This window comes from Cylindrospermopsis curvispora GIHE-G1, from assembly GCF_014489415.1.
GTDB lineage: Bacteria > Cyanobacteriota > Cyanobacteriia > Cyanobacteriales > Nostocaceae > Raphidiopsis > Raphidiopsis curvispora_A.
Genome location: NZ_CP060822.1, coordinates 3476392 through 3493758 on the forward strand (window position 1 = coordinate 3476392; position 17367 = coordinate 3493758).

Here is a 17367-nt window from a genome sequence, read left to right on the forward strand (position 1 = left end):
ACTTCCTTAAAATCATTCCCCATGCTAAACACCCTCCGAGGAAACTGTCTCTGTTTTCCACCAAGTATTTCCACTCTATAGGATCTACCCAAAGCTACCCAGACATTAGGTAAAGTTAAGATATTTTGTGTACAGGAAGTGTAGTAGTATATGCAATAGAGTATATTAACACTGATACTGGAAAATACATAAAATATACGGTCAGGGATTTAACAGAAGTTAAAGCAAGATAAATACTAGTGGGTTGTCAATTTATCTAACTATCTAAAGGCAGGTTTAAATGAAGTTGATCTTAAGTTCTCAAAATGTCAACGAATATCTTATCAAGAGTAAGTTATGCGATCGCTCGGTAGAAAATCTGGAATTAAAACAGATTCAGGCTAAAAATTTTAATTTATTAGTAACTTTACCAGGGGGGAAAAAGTTGCTGGTAAAACAAGAACAATTTATTAATTTAGAAAAGGAAACGGTAGGCGAGTTTTTTGGGGAATGGCGAATCCCCAGCTTTCTGGAGAACTTTCCTGAATTAGACCATTGGCGTAGGTTTCTGCCAGAATTACTGCTCTACGATGCTGAGAACTCAATTTTAGTTTCTACTTATCTGGATAATTATCAGGATTTAGGAGAATTCTACTCTAAAAACAATGTCTTTCCTACTCAGGTTGCTGCTCAAATTGGCAGTTGTTTGGCGATAATTCACCGTGAAACCTGGAATAAAAGTATTTATAGAGAATTTTTTGCCCAAGAAGAATTTGCTGGAAAACCCAAGGTATCCCCACTATTACTAGATAGTTTGGAACGGATAGGGCCAGAAATTTTTGGACTGGCCCCCATGGGTGGATTAAAGTTTTTTGCGCTTTATCAACGATATGATAGCTTGGCAGAAGCAGTTAAGCTCTTAAGTAGAACTATTTCTCCTATTTGTCTAACTCACAATGACTTGAAGTTGAATAACATTCTTTTAAATCAAAATTGGAAAGATGTGAATGAAAATGTGGTCCGTTTGATAGATTGGGAAAGGTCTGATTGGGGAGATCCAGCATTTGATTTGGGAATGGCGATCGCCAGTTATCTGCAAATTTGGTTAGGTAGTTTGGTAATTAGTAATTCGCTCAGTATTGAAGAGTCTTTGCGACTAGCAACTACTCCACTAGAATTACTTCAGCCATCTATGGGGAGGTTAACGTTAGCTTATTTAGAAACTTTCCCAGAAATATTACAATACCGTCCTAATTTCTTAAAGCAAGTAGTCCAGGTAGCAGGGTTTTCTTTAATTACTGCAATTTTAGCAATGGTTCAGTATCAAAAAATTTTTAATAATACTGGAATTGCTATGCTTCAGGTAGCCAAGGCTTTGTTATGTCGTCCTGAATCATCAATGCCCACGATTTTTGGGAATACTGCTACTCAGTTAAATCAGATGAATTCTTCTGTTGTTGGCAAACTTTAATATCCTTGAGTATTTTGAAAAATTATGTCATTACTTAATTCTCAATCTCATCAATTAACTTCTGAAATTGGAACCCGGTTAAAGGAAGTTTTGTTAGATATTGTGGAAAATGTCGAAATTTCTGCTGATTTTTCGATTCGTCATCCTAACTATGAACCATGGGAAATGCCTACGGATATGTTGTCTCGCATTCAGGCTTTACCAAAGCATATACAAGAAAAGTATATAATATTACAATTGCGAGGTTTTCTTTACAGCATTTATTACAATGGGTCGATACAAAAATCACAAGCATTAGGTGATGGGAATAAGCATCAGCAATTAGATTTGGAGAATAATAGTTTTGCTGGTGTATCGATGGAATTTTATTTGCAGTTAGACAAAGCGAATAAAGGAGAGGGTTATTTTGATTCAGGTTGGTCTGTTTTGAGAGAGGAAACCGATGGCAGTGTGGCTGTAACTAAGGGTGGTTTGCGATTACATATCCAACGTGACAAGCATCTTCCAGAGTATGAAAAATCTGCAGTAGTGGGTGATGTTGTATCAATTTTGATGCCCAAGAATTTAGTGCAAAATGGCTTTTATATGGCAGTGGGTAATGCTGGTTTACAAAGAGAGGAAGCCATGGTGCGAATCTATTTTAATGTTACTCCTGAAGGTGCGGTGGCTGTGATGGCTGGGTTAACTGAAAAGTTAAATGAGATGGGCATTCCCTTTAGTTTTAAGACCTTATATAATTCAGCTGATTATCAACGATATGATTCTGGAGTGCTTTATTTCGGCAAACAAGATTATAAATTAGTAAGGCAAGTTGTGAGTGATGTTTACCAGCAGAATCAGTCTGTTTTTAAGCAAGAAACACCTTTGTTTACCCTTGAGTTAGCACCGGGTTTAGGCTTGGCAGAAGAACCAGACAAAAAGTTTGGCAGTGAGGAGAGTTTTGGCATGAATCGGTGTCAGATTATAGCCCATGGTTTATTGATGGCTTGGCAACAGGAGGACAATTCTGCGGTGGGTCGGATTAATGCTATTTCCGAGCAGTTTTCTGGGTTGGGGATTGATTGGCAGCGTCCCTATTTAAATGCTGATTCTGAGGATATTTATCAGAAATTAGAGTTGGCTGACTGATATTAGTCGCCTATACCGGAATCAAAGAGCGATTGGTTCATCCGTAGATTTTAGCCTCATTGAGTCATGGGGCTATTTTTTTGGCCCGCCACCACCCGAACACTGGAAAGAGAGATTCAAAAAAAAAGACATAATTGTATTAACTATATCTTGAAAAAGAAAGGTCGTTGATACGAAGGTATGGGGAAATGCGGACATAATCTAAATGAAGTTACATTGTTTAGTCAGTAAAAAGAGACATAATTGTGTTAGTTGGATGAATTTTAAAGTTGCTCAACCTCTTGTCATTTTTAGAGAGTTAGGAAATAGTAATAGTTGTAGGGAAAAGAACAAAGTAAATCTGACTACCTCAAAGTGAAACTTATTTCAAGGGGAAACAAAAATGGCTAATATTAGTATTTCCGACTTACGTCCTGCTGGTGTAGATTTTTTCTCTGATTCTGAAAATTATCTTAATGAAATTACAGAGTCAGAAATCAACTCTATAACAGGTGCTTCCAGACGACCTTTACCTTTGCGGCCAACAGTTTGTCCTCCCCGCAGGTAAGGTAAAAACAATAGAGAGGGAAGGGAAAAGAACAGCATAAATCTGATTACCTCAAGGTGAAACCTATTCCAATTCGTTTCGTAGGGGTTATATTAAATTTGGTTGTGCTTTTTTCATTTTCTGTTATGGAAGTGTGTGTTACAACAGATATCCCTCGATTTACTGACTAAAGAGCGATCGCTCTTTAGTCTAAACTCCAGTTAGAATACGTTGGCTAAAAAAGAGTATTAAAATATAGAAAATATAGAACCGATGTAGTAGAACTAATGATTTTGTCCTCTAGAATTATGCGATCGCCTGTGGTTGAGGGCGTAAAAATACGAGCATTTAATAATACTTAAATACGAAATTTGTACTTATTTTAAAAAAAAGCTGGTTACTCAAAAAAATAGACCTGTTTCATACTACATAGATTTAGAGGTCAAAAAAGAGGTGTAATTCTGATGAATAGCCATATAACCCTTATTTTTATTGCTTGCGCTCTTGGTGCATGTGGAATTTTAGCCACTGATTGCTTTATTCCTAAATTATCTTCTATTTTAGCACAAACTAGCTCTGGTTCCGGGATGGTTGATGCCACTATGCCATATACAATACTCAGTATAGCCAGTCGTAGGCTCTCCAAAATACTCTCCTACTAAGGCTAAGCGAGTATTATCCTATGAAATCGTCTGAAACTGATATTAATTTTCCCAATAACTCTGGTCGATTTCTCAGTCCCTTTCAGAGAAAACATCTAGAAAAAAACCTTAAACTAAACTTGTCCAAGCAGCATTTTCAGAGGATTAAAATTATGTTGCTTGCAGATCAGGGTAAAACCCAAACCCAAATTTGCCAAGAATTAGGTTGTTCCCATAGTACCGCACGCTATTGGATAAACGTTGCCAAGTCTGGTCAAGCTCATCAGTGGAACAGTAACTTAATTGGCAGACCCCAAATTGTAGATGATCGATGCTTAGACCGGTTGAGAGAGTTACTCTCTCAAAGCCCTAAAGAAGTAAAAGTGCCTAATCGTGATTTTACTTATAATGCTTCACAGTGGACAGCTAAAAAATTAAGTGAACACTTAGAAGCAGAAATGGGAATTAAAATAAGCGATCGCCATATTAACAGACTGCTCAAACAAATGGGCTTATCTACCAGACAAAAGTCAAAGAATAACCCTGAAAAAAACGATCCCCCACAATCAGAGACTAAAAACTTGAGTAACAAAAGCAGTATTGTGATTAGGGATCTTCCCTCATAGTTGGCGTTTTCTTAACTAATTAAAATTTTGACCCACTATTCATAGAAAAATGACTACCAAAGAACATCTATCTCGTCTAATCGGTGAATTTTTATCAGAAAAGGAGTTAGCCAGTTTACTTAGGGCGGCTGAATTAAAAAAACCTGAAAGAGGTCTGTTTTTGAAAAATATCTCAGCATCCGATGGCTTCTATATTTTGATTACTGGTAAAGTAAGACTGGTTAACAGTAGTCGAGACTTAATTACCACCCTAGAGCATGATCAACTATTTGGGGAATGTACTTTATTTCCTGAATCCAATTTTTTAGATTATGCTGTCACAGTTTCGACCGAAGTAGAGCTGTGTTATATTCCTGGTAAAGTTTTGCGCTCTATCATTCATAAAAATTACCGATTCAGAGATTATTTATACAATTTAGCTATAGCTAAAGATAATGAACAAAAAACCAAATTTTCCATCAATACTCAACCAGATTTATCTGGAAAGAAAAACCCCGAACACTTTGTTGAATCAGACACAACTACTTACAATCCAATACACAAGCAAAAAGTAAACAAGGCCTATTTCCCCAGCCCTGCTCAGCGAGTTACTCATTTATGGCAGCGTATTACTAAACGCTATCCTTTCTTTGAGCAACAAAGCGCTTCTGACTGTGGTGCAGCTTGTTTAGTGATGGTTGCCTGTTACTGGGGTAAAAAGTTTAGTGTCAACCGCATTAGAGATATTGCTAATGTAAATGCCAATGGAGCTTCCCTACGGGGATTATCCGCTGCTGCAGAAAGTATTGGATTTTCCACTAGACCAGTAAAAGCAAGAATTCACGAAAACGAAAAAGCAAGTATGAACGAATTGGGTAGACAATTACCCGCGATCGCTCACTGGGAAGGCAAACATTACATAGTAGTTTATGAGATCACTCCTAATACAGTAATTGTTGCTGACCCTGCTATTGGTCAACGTAGTTTAACTTACCAAGAATTTAGAGCGGGATGGCAAGGTTACACATTACTCCTAAAACCAACAGCTTTAATCAAGGAACTCAAAAATCAGACCACCCCATTCTGGCAGTTTTTTAATTTAGCTAGTCCTCATAGCCAAGTATTGGTGGAAGTATTTATTGCTTCCGTCGTAATTCAAATTTTCGGACTAATTACCCCATTATTTACCCAGCTACTTCTCGACCGGGTTGTTGTTCAAAGGAGTACATTAACTTTAACAGCTGTGGGATTAGGGTTAGTCATTTTTGGTTTATTTCGGGTTGCTTTAACCGGCTTGCGACAATATTTTCTTGACCATACTGCCAACAAAGTACATTTATCCATGATTGTGGGATTTATTACTCACACTTTCCGATTACCCCTGCAGTTTTTTGAGTTTCGCTACGTAGGGGATATCATGGCTAGAGTGCAGGAAAATCGGAAGATTGAGAGATTTCTAACAGGTGAAGCCCTATCTATTGTATTAGATTTACTCACCGTCTTTATCTATGTGGGGCTTATGTTTTGGTATAGCTGGAAGATGGCTTTACTAGCACTAGTTATTGTCCCACCCTTTTTCTTACTTGCTTTCATTGCTACTCCGTTCCTCCAAAAGATATCTCGAGAAATATTTTCAGCTGTAACCGAAGAAAGTGGTTATCTGATCCAATCTCTAACTGGCGTACGCACCGTCAAATCTCTAGCAATTGAGCAGGTGGTACGTTGGCGTTGGGAAGAGTTCCTCAACAAGTCAATTCGGAAAAACTTTTCCGGTCAGATTATTAGTAACCGACTCCAAGTATTTAGCTTAACCATCGAGTCTTTAGTAACTACTGGGTTACTTTGGTTTGGAGCTTGGTTAGTGATTAAAGGAGAATTAACTATCGGCCAGTTGGTAGCTTTTAATATGTTAATTGGCAATGTAATAAACCCTTTTCAGCGGTTAACAGTTCTATGGAATGAGTTTCAGGAGGTAATTATTGCAATAGAGCGAATTAATGATGTAATTGATACTGAACCGGAGGAAGATTTCCAATCTCAGTCTCGCTATTATTTGACAGATTTAAGAGGAGATATTATTTTTGACAAAGTCACATTTCGATACCATCCAGAGAGCGAAACGAATATTTTAGAGAATCTCAGTTTTGAAATCAAAGCTGGACAGACTGTAGCTTTGGTCGGGCGTTCTGGTTCAGGAAAAACCACAATTTCTAAGTTAGTTTTGGGGCTGTATCCCCCTACAGATGGGAAGATTTTAATTGATGGTCATGACATAAATAGCATTTCTTTACCTTCCTTGCGTCAAAGAGTCGGTGTTGTTGACCAGGATACTTTTTTATTTGGTGGCACAATTCGGGAAAACTTGACTCTAGCCCAACCTTCTGCAACTCAGGCGGAAATTATTGAAGCATCTCAAATAGCAGGTGCTGACGAATTTATTCAAAAATTACCCATGAGTTATGAAACCCAGATTGGTGAAGGTGGGGGGTTATTGTCTGGTGGTCAAAGGCAAAGATTAGCCATTGCTAGGGCTTTATTGGGTAATCCTCGTCTGTTAGTTTTTGATGAGGCAACTTCCCACTTGGATGTGGAGTCAGAGCGAATTATTCAGACTAATTTGAATAGAATTCTTAAAGACCGCACAACATTAATTATTGCCCATCGCCTATCTACTATTAGAAATGCTGATGTTATTTTAGTTTTAGATAGAGGAGTATTAATCGAGCAAGGAAACCACGAGCAGTTAATGGCAAAAAAAGGACATTACTACTATTTAAATCAGCAGCAAATTAATTAATTTTCCCTCTGGGATTGATGGTCATCTCTAAATGTTGAATAGCTTTGGGTAAGTAGGGAGGCACAATTATTTATAGGATGGGTCGAGTAACGAGACCCGTGTGGGCGTTGTGTTTCATACTTTAACCCAACCTACGTTCATCTTATATTTAATTCCACTCACCCACCTAGACTAAGTCGACAACTAAAACTCAACCTAGAACTTAACCTAGTAAATCTTGGAATAATTAAGGCCATGCCACAGTTTAATGATATTACCCAACACCAAAAGAACATCGACCAAAGTTTAGACACAAACTTAGTAAGTTTACCAGATGAATCTAGTCCTTTTATCGACCAAAATCTACCAGCAAACAACCTAAATTCTCCGGTAGATTCGTCTTTTGCCACAAATGAACTGTTGGACGCATTACCTCAGCGATGGACTCGAGGACTTTTCTATTTTTTAATCGCTTTTATGGCGATCGCCTTACCCTGGGGAATGTTGTCTAAGGTAGATGAAACGGGTACTGCTAGAGGAAGGTTAGAACCGCAAGGTGGTACAATTAAGCAAAAGCTAAATTTAACCCATACATCTGCTGCTCTTAATTCCCAAACAGCTAAAGTTGAAATACTAAAGGTTAAAGAAGGAAGCACTGTAAAAGCTGGGGATATTTTAATGGAACTGGACAGTCTCCCTATTCGTGACCGAATGACTCAACTGCAAATTCAACTACAAAGTCAAAAAAATCGGCTCAATGTACTAAAGGAACAAAAAAACCAGCTAGAGACTGAACTGCGTACTCAAGAACGGCAAAATCAGTCCCAACAATTAGAGAAACTATCTCAAGTAGAACAAGCACGACAAAACTTTCAGTCTCTTAAGATAACATACAATTTGCAAGAACAGGAAAAACTGACCCAAGTTGCTCAAGCCAAACAACAGTTAGAGGATAGCAACACAGCTTATGATTTAGCACAAATCCAGTTACAAAAAGCCTTGGGAGAAGTCGAACGTTACCAAGATCTTTTCCGTAAGGGTGTGGTAGCGCAAGTTCGGGTCGTTGAACAGGAAAGTATCGCCAATGAGAAGCAGATTATTTTAAAAAAAAGTCAAGCGGACATGAAGCAAGCAAATTTGCGATTAATTGAACAAAACAGGATTCATGAGAGAATTGTTAATCAAGGGAAAGCAGATATTAAGCAAGCAGAGTTGCGTTTAACCGAGCAAGAGAATAGTCTTCAAACCCTTACTCATGCTGGAGAAATATCCCTGTCTAAAATTCAAGAACAGCTAAAAAATTTGAATGGCCAAACTAACAGTCTCGAATCTGACCTGATGCAAACAGAGAAAGAAATTGATTCTTTGAAACTTGAGTTAAAGAAACGAGTTGTTACAGCCCAAGTAGACGGTACTATTTTTAATTTGGGGATTACTGGGGTAGGAGATGTGGTACAACAAGGAGCAATGATTGTAGAAATAGTGCCCCACACAGCGAATATTTTATTGAAAGCACAAATGGCAACTACAGAAAGTGGTTCATTACGTAAAGGAATGCCAGTTAAGATGAAGTTTGATGCTTATCCTTTTCAGGATAATGGGATAGTTAACGGAAGTTTAATCAAGATTTCCCCCACTACTAAAGTGCAAGAAACAGCTCAGGGGGCAATAGCAATTTATGAACTAGAAATTCAGTTAAATCAAACTTGTATTAATACTAGCAATCGCTGTATTCCCTTACGTTACGGACAGACAGCTACAGCTGAGGTGGTTGTACGTCAGCGTCGCGTTATTGATTTTATTATTGATCCATTTAAGAAGTTACAAAAAGGAGGTTTAGAATTTTAGAAAACTTTTAGCAATCTCTTGATTTTGTAGTTTTTTTAGGAAAAATAAATCATGTTGCAATCTACTACTATTACTGCTGAAGATATTCTCAAACAAGTTAAGCTATCTCTTCAAATACCCGATTTAATCCAGTCCATTCTTAGTCACCGAATTATTAGTGATGCAGCTACAGAAGCTGGGATAACTGTGGATAACGAGGAACTCCAGCAAGCAGCAGATACTATTAGAGCGCTTCAGAAACTTCATGGCGCACAAGAAACCTTTGCTTGGCTAGATAAACACCATCTATCTATAGATGATTTAGAAGAAATTGCCCACTTTACCATTATTTCCCAGAAGTTGACCACTCATCTATTTGCCGATAAAGTTGAGCCTTACTTTTATGAAAATCAATTAGATTATGCTGGGGTTGTGATGTATGAAGTGGTGTTAGAGGATGAAGATTTAGCCATGGAATTATTCTATTCTATTCAGGAAGAAGAAATCAGCTTTTATGATGTAGCTCACAAGTATATTGAAGATAAAGAATTACGCCGAAAAGGGGGATATCGAGGAATATTGTCCCGTAAAGATTTGAAGTCAGAGATTTCGGCTGCTGTTTTTGCAGCCACACCACCAGAGGTTCTTAAACCGATTGTGACTTCCAAGGGCATGCATTTGATTTTAGTGGAGGAAATTATTCAAGCAGAGTTAAATGATCAGTTGCGCTATCAAATTTGGTCAGAGTTATTTGGCGAGTGGGTAATAAATCAAAAGAACAAAATCACAGTAACTTATTTCTAACTGCAGTTTAAGTGGGTGGGTGGAATTAAACATAAATCGCTAACCCATCCTACAAATAATTTTGCCTCCCTACTTAGACTCAAGAGAAGAGCGATCGCTAAATAGTCAGTAAATCGAGGGACAGAAAAAAATCACCGGGACAAGCTCTTTTGGGATGAGTTAGATATAACCAATAAAAAAATAGGTATGTAATAATACTTGCCTTGACAAATATTGTTACACGCCTAATACTAAAAATAAGTAGTACTAAGTATCCAAAACCCTGGTACTAGTATTTCTTTTATCTAAACTAGGTGACTCCTTTTTCCTTTGCCTTCCCATACGTATATGATGAGGAATTACTACCAAAGTCCTTTTTCCTTTGCCTTCGCATACGCACATGATGAGGAATTACTACCAAAGTACTTACAAATATAACTAGAACTTGATTTTGTCGAACCTCCGTAAGTTTTAAGTTCGTCATCTGTCAAATCATTCAGATAATTTTCAGAATCAGAGAGACGTAAGTCAGTAGTGCGTAAGTCAGAAATAGTAATATTAGCCATTTTTGTTTCCCCTTGGAATAAGTTTCACTTTGAGGTAATCAGATTTATGCTGTTCTTTTCCCTACGACTATTACTATTTCCTAACTCTCCAACAATGACAAGAGGTTGAGCAACTTTAAAATTCATCTAACTGATACAATTATGTCTCTTTTTACTGACTAAACACTGTAACTTCATTGATTATGTCCGCATTTCCCCATAACATCGTATCAACCACCTTTGTTTTTCAGGATATAGTTAACACAATTATGTCTTTTTTTTTGATCTCTTTCCCCAGGGTTCAGGTGGTGGCGGGTCAAAAGCCCTATAACCATAAATAGACATCTCCGATAGCAATTGAGTTTACCCTTCTTTATACCTCATAACTTTTGTACATAATTGTTAAATTTTTGTAAGTAAACTTGCTAAGTTGTGTTGTTCTCGGTTAGACTTACATTTCAATCTACCTACCTCACTTATAATCCTATGGCTATAAACATTGTATTACGAGTATTAAATGGTAACTTCTCCGATGGTTTTACTACAGAGATCATGACTGATGGAGCAACGGAAACACTGTCTACTATAGAGAAGATAAAAATAAGAAAGAATATCAATATACCAAATTTCTATAGAAAATGGCAACGGATTTTGCACAGTTATACAACGCGTAAAATTTCTGATGTACCCAATCAAGAAACTAGTATAAATACAGAAGAGTGGAAACTTGCCAAAGCAAACATACAAGACGAGTACGAACAGTGGTTAGAAACCCAAAACATTAGTACTTTAATTAAGAACCTAATTAAGAACCTAATTGATAAGAACCTAATTGAAAGAAGAATTTCTTCACAAAATCGAGAATTAGTTCGTATTCACCTAAATTTTTCAGATAACCTCAATGAAAGTAGCCAACAAGATAATGATATTCTCCGCAGACTACCGTGGGGACATTATTTTAATACCCATATTAGTAATCACAATTATGATATAACTTTTATTTTATCAAAAGACCATACGAATAAACCTACTCATGCCAACTTATTCACTTCAAAAGCACCAAAAATCCTGGCTATTTTTGGTGGTCATCAAGGGGAACTAGCATCCAGTCAGTCTCATGAAGCCAATGAACTTCTGAAAATATGTGAACCTAATGGCGCAACAGTTATTCTTAAAAATGTTACAGAACAACGGGAATTTCATCAACTACTAATTAACGACAGCTACGATATTCTATTTTACTCGGGACATAGTAGCAGTAAAGATGGAGGCACAATCCAGTTTGAACAAGAAAACTCAATTATCCGAGATTTTAAGAGCGATCTCATCCAAGCAACTGAAAAAGGGTTAAAAATAGCCCTGTTCAACTCCTGTGATGGACTAAAAATAGCAGACTTTTTAACAAAAGAGGTAGGCATACCAGCTGTAATAGTCATGAAAGAGCCAGTACCAGACGAATTTGCTCGAGAGTTTTTCGAAAGATTTCTATGCCGTTTTGTCCAGGAAAATAATTGCCTATCTATAGCAGTAGATCTAGCCAAAAACGACATTGCTTATAGAGAAAACAAAGACTTTCCAGGTGCTACATGGTTGCCTATAATCTGTTATTCAAATACACAGTCGGAGGAATTCACTTGGAGTAAAAAGAGACAAGTATATATAAGTCGCCAAAACATCAAAATTCATAATTATTTCTATCACAGACAAAATGATAAATCCCAGTGCCCCTATCAAGGACTATTTCACTTTGGACCACAAGAAGCGGAATTTTTCTTCGGGCGAGAAATCTTTATTGAAGATTTGTATAATGCCATACAACAAAATAGTACGGAACAACCAAATATTATCCCCCTAATAGGTGCATCTGGCAGCGGTAAATCCTCCCTGGTTCTAGCTGGATTAGTCCCCAGATTAGAGAAACAAGGAAACTGGCTATTTACTTATTTTCGACCAGGAGAAGATCTCTTTCTTGCTTTATCTAGAGCTTTAGTACCACTTTATGCTCCAGAATTAAACGATACAGAAAAGATTGTGCAACCGAGGAATCTTGCTACCAATCTAGAACAGGAAATGCCTTTATCTGACGTTTTTACCCATATACAACAACGGAATTATAATCGTCGAGTATTAATTATAGCAGACCAATTTGAAGAGATTTATACCCTGTGTCGAGACGACAAAACTCGGCATAAATTCTTAGACTGTTTACTAAAAAGTTTTACCCCTAGTAGTCAGATATTTCTGTTAATCACCATGCGTGCTGACTTTCTTTCCCATGCTCTTTCCTATAGACCCTTTGGAGATATTTTGCGAAAAACAGATATTAAAATCCTAGCTATGAATGAGCAAGAATTAACAGAAGTAATTACTCGACCAGCAGAAAGATTAGGAGTATCTTTTGAAGGGGGACTAGCAGCAACAATATTGAGCGATGTGAAACAGCAAACAGGAAACTTACCATTGCTAGAGTTTGCCCTAACCAAATTATGGGAGTCAACCCAAGGTGTAGAATTAACTCATAAGATTTATGAAGAAATAGGAAAAGTAGAGGGAGCATTGTCCCGATATGCAGATGACCAATATAACCAATTGAGACCGGAAGAAAAGGAAAAAGTCCAACGGATTTTTATTCAATTAGTACGCCCAGGTGAAGGAGCAGAAGATACAAGACGCATAGCAATGAAAGCCGAAATTGGGGAAGAAAATTGGTCATTAGTGAATAAAATGGCAGACACTAGATTGGTGGTAACTAGTGCAAATACATCAGAGCAAGAAACAGTAGAAGTAGCACATGAAGCATTAATTCGTAACTGGGGGGAACTAAGGAATTGGATAGATAGCAACCGAGAATTTAGAGCTTGGCAAGAGAGATTAAGAGTTATAAGACAACAATGGGAATCAACAGAACGAGATACAGAATTATTGTTACGAGGAGGAATGCTGGTTCAAGCAGAAGAAAGATTGAAAGAGCGTCCAGAAGATTTAATTAACGAGCGAAAGTTTATAGAAGAGAGTATTCAAGAAAAAAATCGCATCTTACAGCAAGAAAAAGCAAAACAAAAGAGAGAAATGATGACTGCCTGGGGAATTACTGCAGGTTCCATAGTAGCAGTAGTAGTCAGTGTTGCTTTAGGGGTAACAGCAGTGCACCAAAAAAATCAAGCTGAAATTAATCAAGCCAGATATCTAGATCAGGAGAGTTGGTCTCTGTTGGCACAAGATAGATGGTCAGAAGCGTTACCAATCGCTATAAAGGCTGGGGTAATTGTTCGTGATAAACCGGGTGAATTCTTATATATAAGTAGCTCTTTGCAACGTATACTGCAATCTGACTTTGAATATTCACTAAGATCAACTACAACTGAATCCGGGTTTACAAGTGTGACAATAAGCCCAGATGGCAAAACCTTGGTTTCTGCTAGTTTAGACAAAACCATAAAAATATGGGATATGGCTACGGGAAGGGAGAAACACACTCTCACTGGGCATCAATCCTCGGTTAATAGTGTGACAATAAGCCCAGATGGCAAAACCTTGGTTTCTGCTAGTTATGACAATACCATAAAAATATGGGATATGGCTACGGGAAGGGAGAAACACACTCTCACTGGGCATCAATCCTCGGTTAATAGTGTGACAATAAGCCCAGATGGCAAAACCTTGGTTTCTGCTAGTTTAGACAATACCATAAAAATATGGGATATGGCTAGGGGAAGGGAGAAACACACTCTCACTGGGCATCTATTCGGGGTTAATAGTGTGACAATAAGCCCAGATGGCAAAACCTTGGTTTCTGCTAGTTTAGACAATACCATAAAAATATGGGATATGGCTAGGGGAAGGGAGAAACACACTCTCACTGGGCATCAATCCTCGGTTAATAGTGTGACAATAAGCCCAGATGGCAAAACCTTGGTTTCTGCTAGTTCTGACAAAACCATAAAAATATGGGATATGGCTACGGGAAGGGAGAAACACACTCTCACTGGGCATCAATCCTCGGTTAATAGTGTGACAATAAGCCCAGATGGCAAAACCTTGGTTTCTGCTAGTTATGACAATACCATAAAAATATGGGATATGGCTACGGGAAGGGAGAAACACACTGTCACTGGGCATCAATCCTCGGTTAATAGTGTGACAATAAGCCCAGATGGCAAAACCTTGGTTTCTGCTAGTTATGACAATACCATAAAAATATGGGATATAAGTGATATAAGTGATATAAATGTGAACTCACTTCTTCAAAAGGTTTGCAATAGAGTTAGGAATTATCTCCGTCATGATAATCTAGTACCAGTAGAGGATAGGTACTTGTGTGATCAATAAAGCCTGCTTCCTTAAACTTACCCCTGGGGTAGCACAAGCCGGAATTTTAGTCAGGGTTTCTACTTATGCTTTTAGTCTAAAGTCCGGATTTTAGTGCAAACTACGGACCAACCCGAGCAAGGTTGAGTTTTAATGCGTCTTTGAAGCAATTCCGAGTCAGGAGTTTTGCCCGTAAATCTGTGTTTCCGAGGCTTGCACCTCCAAAATTAGCATCAGTAAGAGTAGCATTGTAGAAACTTGTACCACCTATAGCAGCAAAGGTAATAGCAAGATTACGTAGCCAACTATCTCTTATATCTCCTTTCATAGTACGATTAACAACATAATATATCAGTATGTTCCAGGCTAATGCTAAACCTAATGCTAAGCTTCCAGAACCAGCAAAGACAAGAGCCCCGACTAGGGCTACGACCCCTATTAGTGCAACAGATCTGGCTCCGACTACGGCAAATGCAACAGCAAATGCTACGGATCCGACTACGGTAACAGATCCGACTACGACTAAAGGTACGATCACTATCAGGATAAATATTAATTCCAAAGCATTTTTAGCATACTCTAATGCAAGAGTTATTAAACCAATTAAAAATAGATTTGATAAAAGTAATAAGAAATAAACTATTATTAATAAAACTATTTGCCAGCGTTTTTGCAAACCTGCTTTTGCACCAATAAATTTTGCTCCTGTCAAATTAGCTTCTTTGAAATTTGTTCCTTTGATATCACATCTACTAAAATTTGCGCCTGATAGGTTTGCCCCTTTAAAACACTGCCCTCTCAGATTTTTTCCTTCAAAATATCTTTGCCCCATTTGGTATTGAACCAGTACATTGTTATACTTTTCTTTAATGGGGAGAGTAGGTTTGTATAAGAGTTCTGCTTTTGTGTATTTATCCTGAATACGATAAGTACTATGCAGATTTTTGATAATAATGGCGACATCAGGATGGTTTTCTCCCAAATACTGTTCTTTAAATAGAGCACGTTCGTAGAGAGGTTCTGCTTTTGCGTATTTACTTTGGTTATAATAAAAATTACCAAAGTCCTTGAGACTGGTTACGATATACGGATGATTTTCTCCCAAATACTGTTCTTTAAATAGAGCACGTTCGTAGAGAGGTTCTGCATCTTCGTATCTTCCCTGTACTTTATAAAGACCTGCCAGATTATGAAGACTACTTGCGACGTCAGGATGGTTTTCTCTCAATTGCTGTTTATCAATAGAGAGAACAAGTTCGTAGGCAGATTCTGCATCTTCGTATCTTCCCTGCGCTTGATAAAGACCCGCCAGATTGTGGAGACTGCTTGCCATATCAGGATGGTTTTTTCCCAACTCCTGTTCACAAATAGAGAGAGCGCGCTCGTAAAGAGATTCTGCATCTTGGAATTTTCCTTGCACTTGATAAAGACTTGCCAGATTGTTGAGACTGCTTACCAAAGAGGGATGGTTTTTTCCCAATTCCTGTTCCTTAATGGAAACTGAGCGGAGATAGAGAGGTTCTGCTTCTGTGTATCTTCTTTGCGCTTGATAAAGAGTTGCCAGATTGTTAAGACTGGTTGCCACAAAGGGATGGTTTTTTCCCAATTCCTGTTCCTTAATGGAAACTGAGCGGAGATAGAGAGGTTCTGCTTCTGTGTATCTTCTTTGCGCTTGATAAAGAGTTGCCAGATTGTTGAGACTGTTTGCCACAGAGGGATGGTTTTCTCCCAATCTCTTTTCGCTCACAGTTAAACATTGTTCTCTATAAGGAGCAGCTTGCTGATAAAATCCCTGTGCTTCATAAAAGCGACATAAACCAATAAAAGGCCAAATTAAATCCTCTTCCTCTAACCATTCATTCAACTCCTCTGCTGCGATTTTTAGGTGATCAATATACGGTTTTAATCGGGTAATATCTGCTAATGTCAAAGTCTCTTGAATATCTTTCGCAATAACAACCATTATCTTACAATAAGCCCGTTTAGCTTCCACTTTAAATACCGATTCCTCTAACTTTTTTTTTAAAAAATCCCGAATTAATGTATGTAATTCATACCAATTATTCCCTAAATCATTAACCAGATTCAGGTTTACCAAATTGTCAACAAACCACTCCTCTATATCATCAGGATGGTGATCACCTAACAAACCATTAATTAAGGATTGAGAAAAAGGAGCTAGGGCAAATAAACTCAGGTGCATAGCCAAATTTTGACTATTTTCATCCAGAGTTTCCCAGATTAAATCAAAATAGGGTTTAGATCCATTTTCTTTTGCCACCTGTTCTGCTACTTCTCGAATCTGAGGGTCATCTTTAACTAGGGTCGCTATAGCCTCAATAGTTTCAGGTAAAGGGGTTTGATTTTCACTAATCTCTTGTAATTGATTAATAATTTCAGGAGACTTAGCCGCAATCAAATCCCTCAACCGTGAGATTGCTCCATTTAAAGACAGTTCACCCACGCGGGCCAAGGCTTCAGTTAAAACAATTGTAACTATTCCAGCTAGGGTAAGGGGATCCATAAATTAAGACCTCAGCTTAAATACAGTTGGTAGTTACCATAATTATAACACCAAAATTGTTTTACCCATTTTGGTGTCATTCTAGAAATCACCAGTGCGACGTCTCGTAGGGAGTGGCGAACCACCCCCTACGGGCGATCGCGAAGCACTCGCACTAGCGAGATCCCATTTATGGGGGGTAGGTAAGGGGGGGTAAACTTTTGGCGAGGATGAAACCAAATCAAAAACAGAAGGGAACATCACCAGGACAAGCT

General features: G+C 37.9%; 8 protein-coding genes. 7 read left to right on the forward strand and 1 reads right to left on the reverse strand.

The features are described 5' to 3' along the window. The first annotated feature begins 280 nt into the window (after positions 1-280). From IAR63_RS15530 to IAR63_RS15560, 7 genes are all read left to right on the forward strand, one after another. Positions 281-1450 carry a phosphotransferase gene (locus tag IAR63_RS15530; RefSeq protein ID WP_057178058.1) on the forward strand — a complete coding sequence of 390 codons (1170 nt, stop codon included), beginning with the start codon at positions 281-283 and terminating at the stop codon, positions 1448-1450. Between the two features lie 24 nt (positions 1451-1474). Next, on the forward strand, positions 1475-2578 hold the full coding sequence (locus IAR63_RS15535; protein ID WP_057178057.1) for a T3SS effector HopA1 family protein: 1104 nt from the start codon (positions 1475-1477) through the stop codon (positions 2576-2578). A 1340-nt stretch (positions 2579-3918) separates the two neighbouring features. Next, entirely contained in the window at positions 3919-4371 is a 453-nt protein-coding gene (locus IAR63_RS15540) for a helix-turn-helix domain-containing protein (protein ID WP_235528963.1), read from the forward strand. Positions 4372-4420: 49 nt separating this feature from the next. Next, the gene (locus tag IAR63_RS15545; protein ID WP_187705895.1) at positions 4421-7147 is read left to right on the forward strand and encodes a peptidase domain-containing ABC transporter; all 2727 of its coding nucleotides are present in this window, start codon (positions 4421-4423) and stop codon (positions 7145-7147) included. Between the two features lie 234 nt (positions 7148-7381). Continuing rightward, on the forward strand, positions 7382-8974 hold the full coding sequence (locus IAR63_RS15550; protein ID WP_057178053.1) for a beta-barrel domain-containing protein: 1593 nt from the start codon (positions 7382-7384) through the stop codon (positions 8972-8974). A 51-nt stretch (positions 8975-9025) separates the two neighbouring features. Next, complete coding sequence (locus tag IAR63_RS15555) at positions 9026-9757, forward strand: peptidylprolyl isomerase (protein ID WP_057178052.1); 732 nt, start codon at positions 9026-9028, stop codon at positions 9755-9757. 1010 nt (positions 9758-10767) lie between these two features. Continuing rightward, positions 10768-14610: an nSTAND1 domain-containing NTPase gene (locus tag IAR63_RS15560; protein ID WP_187705896.1), complete on the forward strand. Its 3843-nt coding sequence runs from the start codon at positions 10768-10770 to the stop codon at positions 14608-14610. A 100-nt stretch (positions 14611-14710) separates the two neighbouring features. On the opposite strand, the gene IAR63_RS15565 is transcribed toward IAR63_RS15560, so the two are convergent. Then, the gene (locus IAR63_RS15565; RefSeq protein WP_187705897.1) at positions 14711-17113 is read right to left on the reverse strand and encodes a tetratricopeptide repeat protein; all 2403 of its coding nucleotides are present in this window, start codon (positions 17111-17113) and stop codon (positions 14711-14713) included. Positions 17114-17367: the final 254 nt, after the last annotated feature.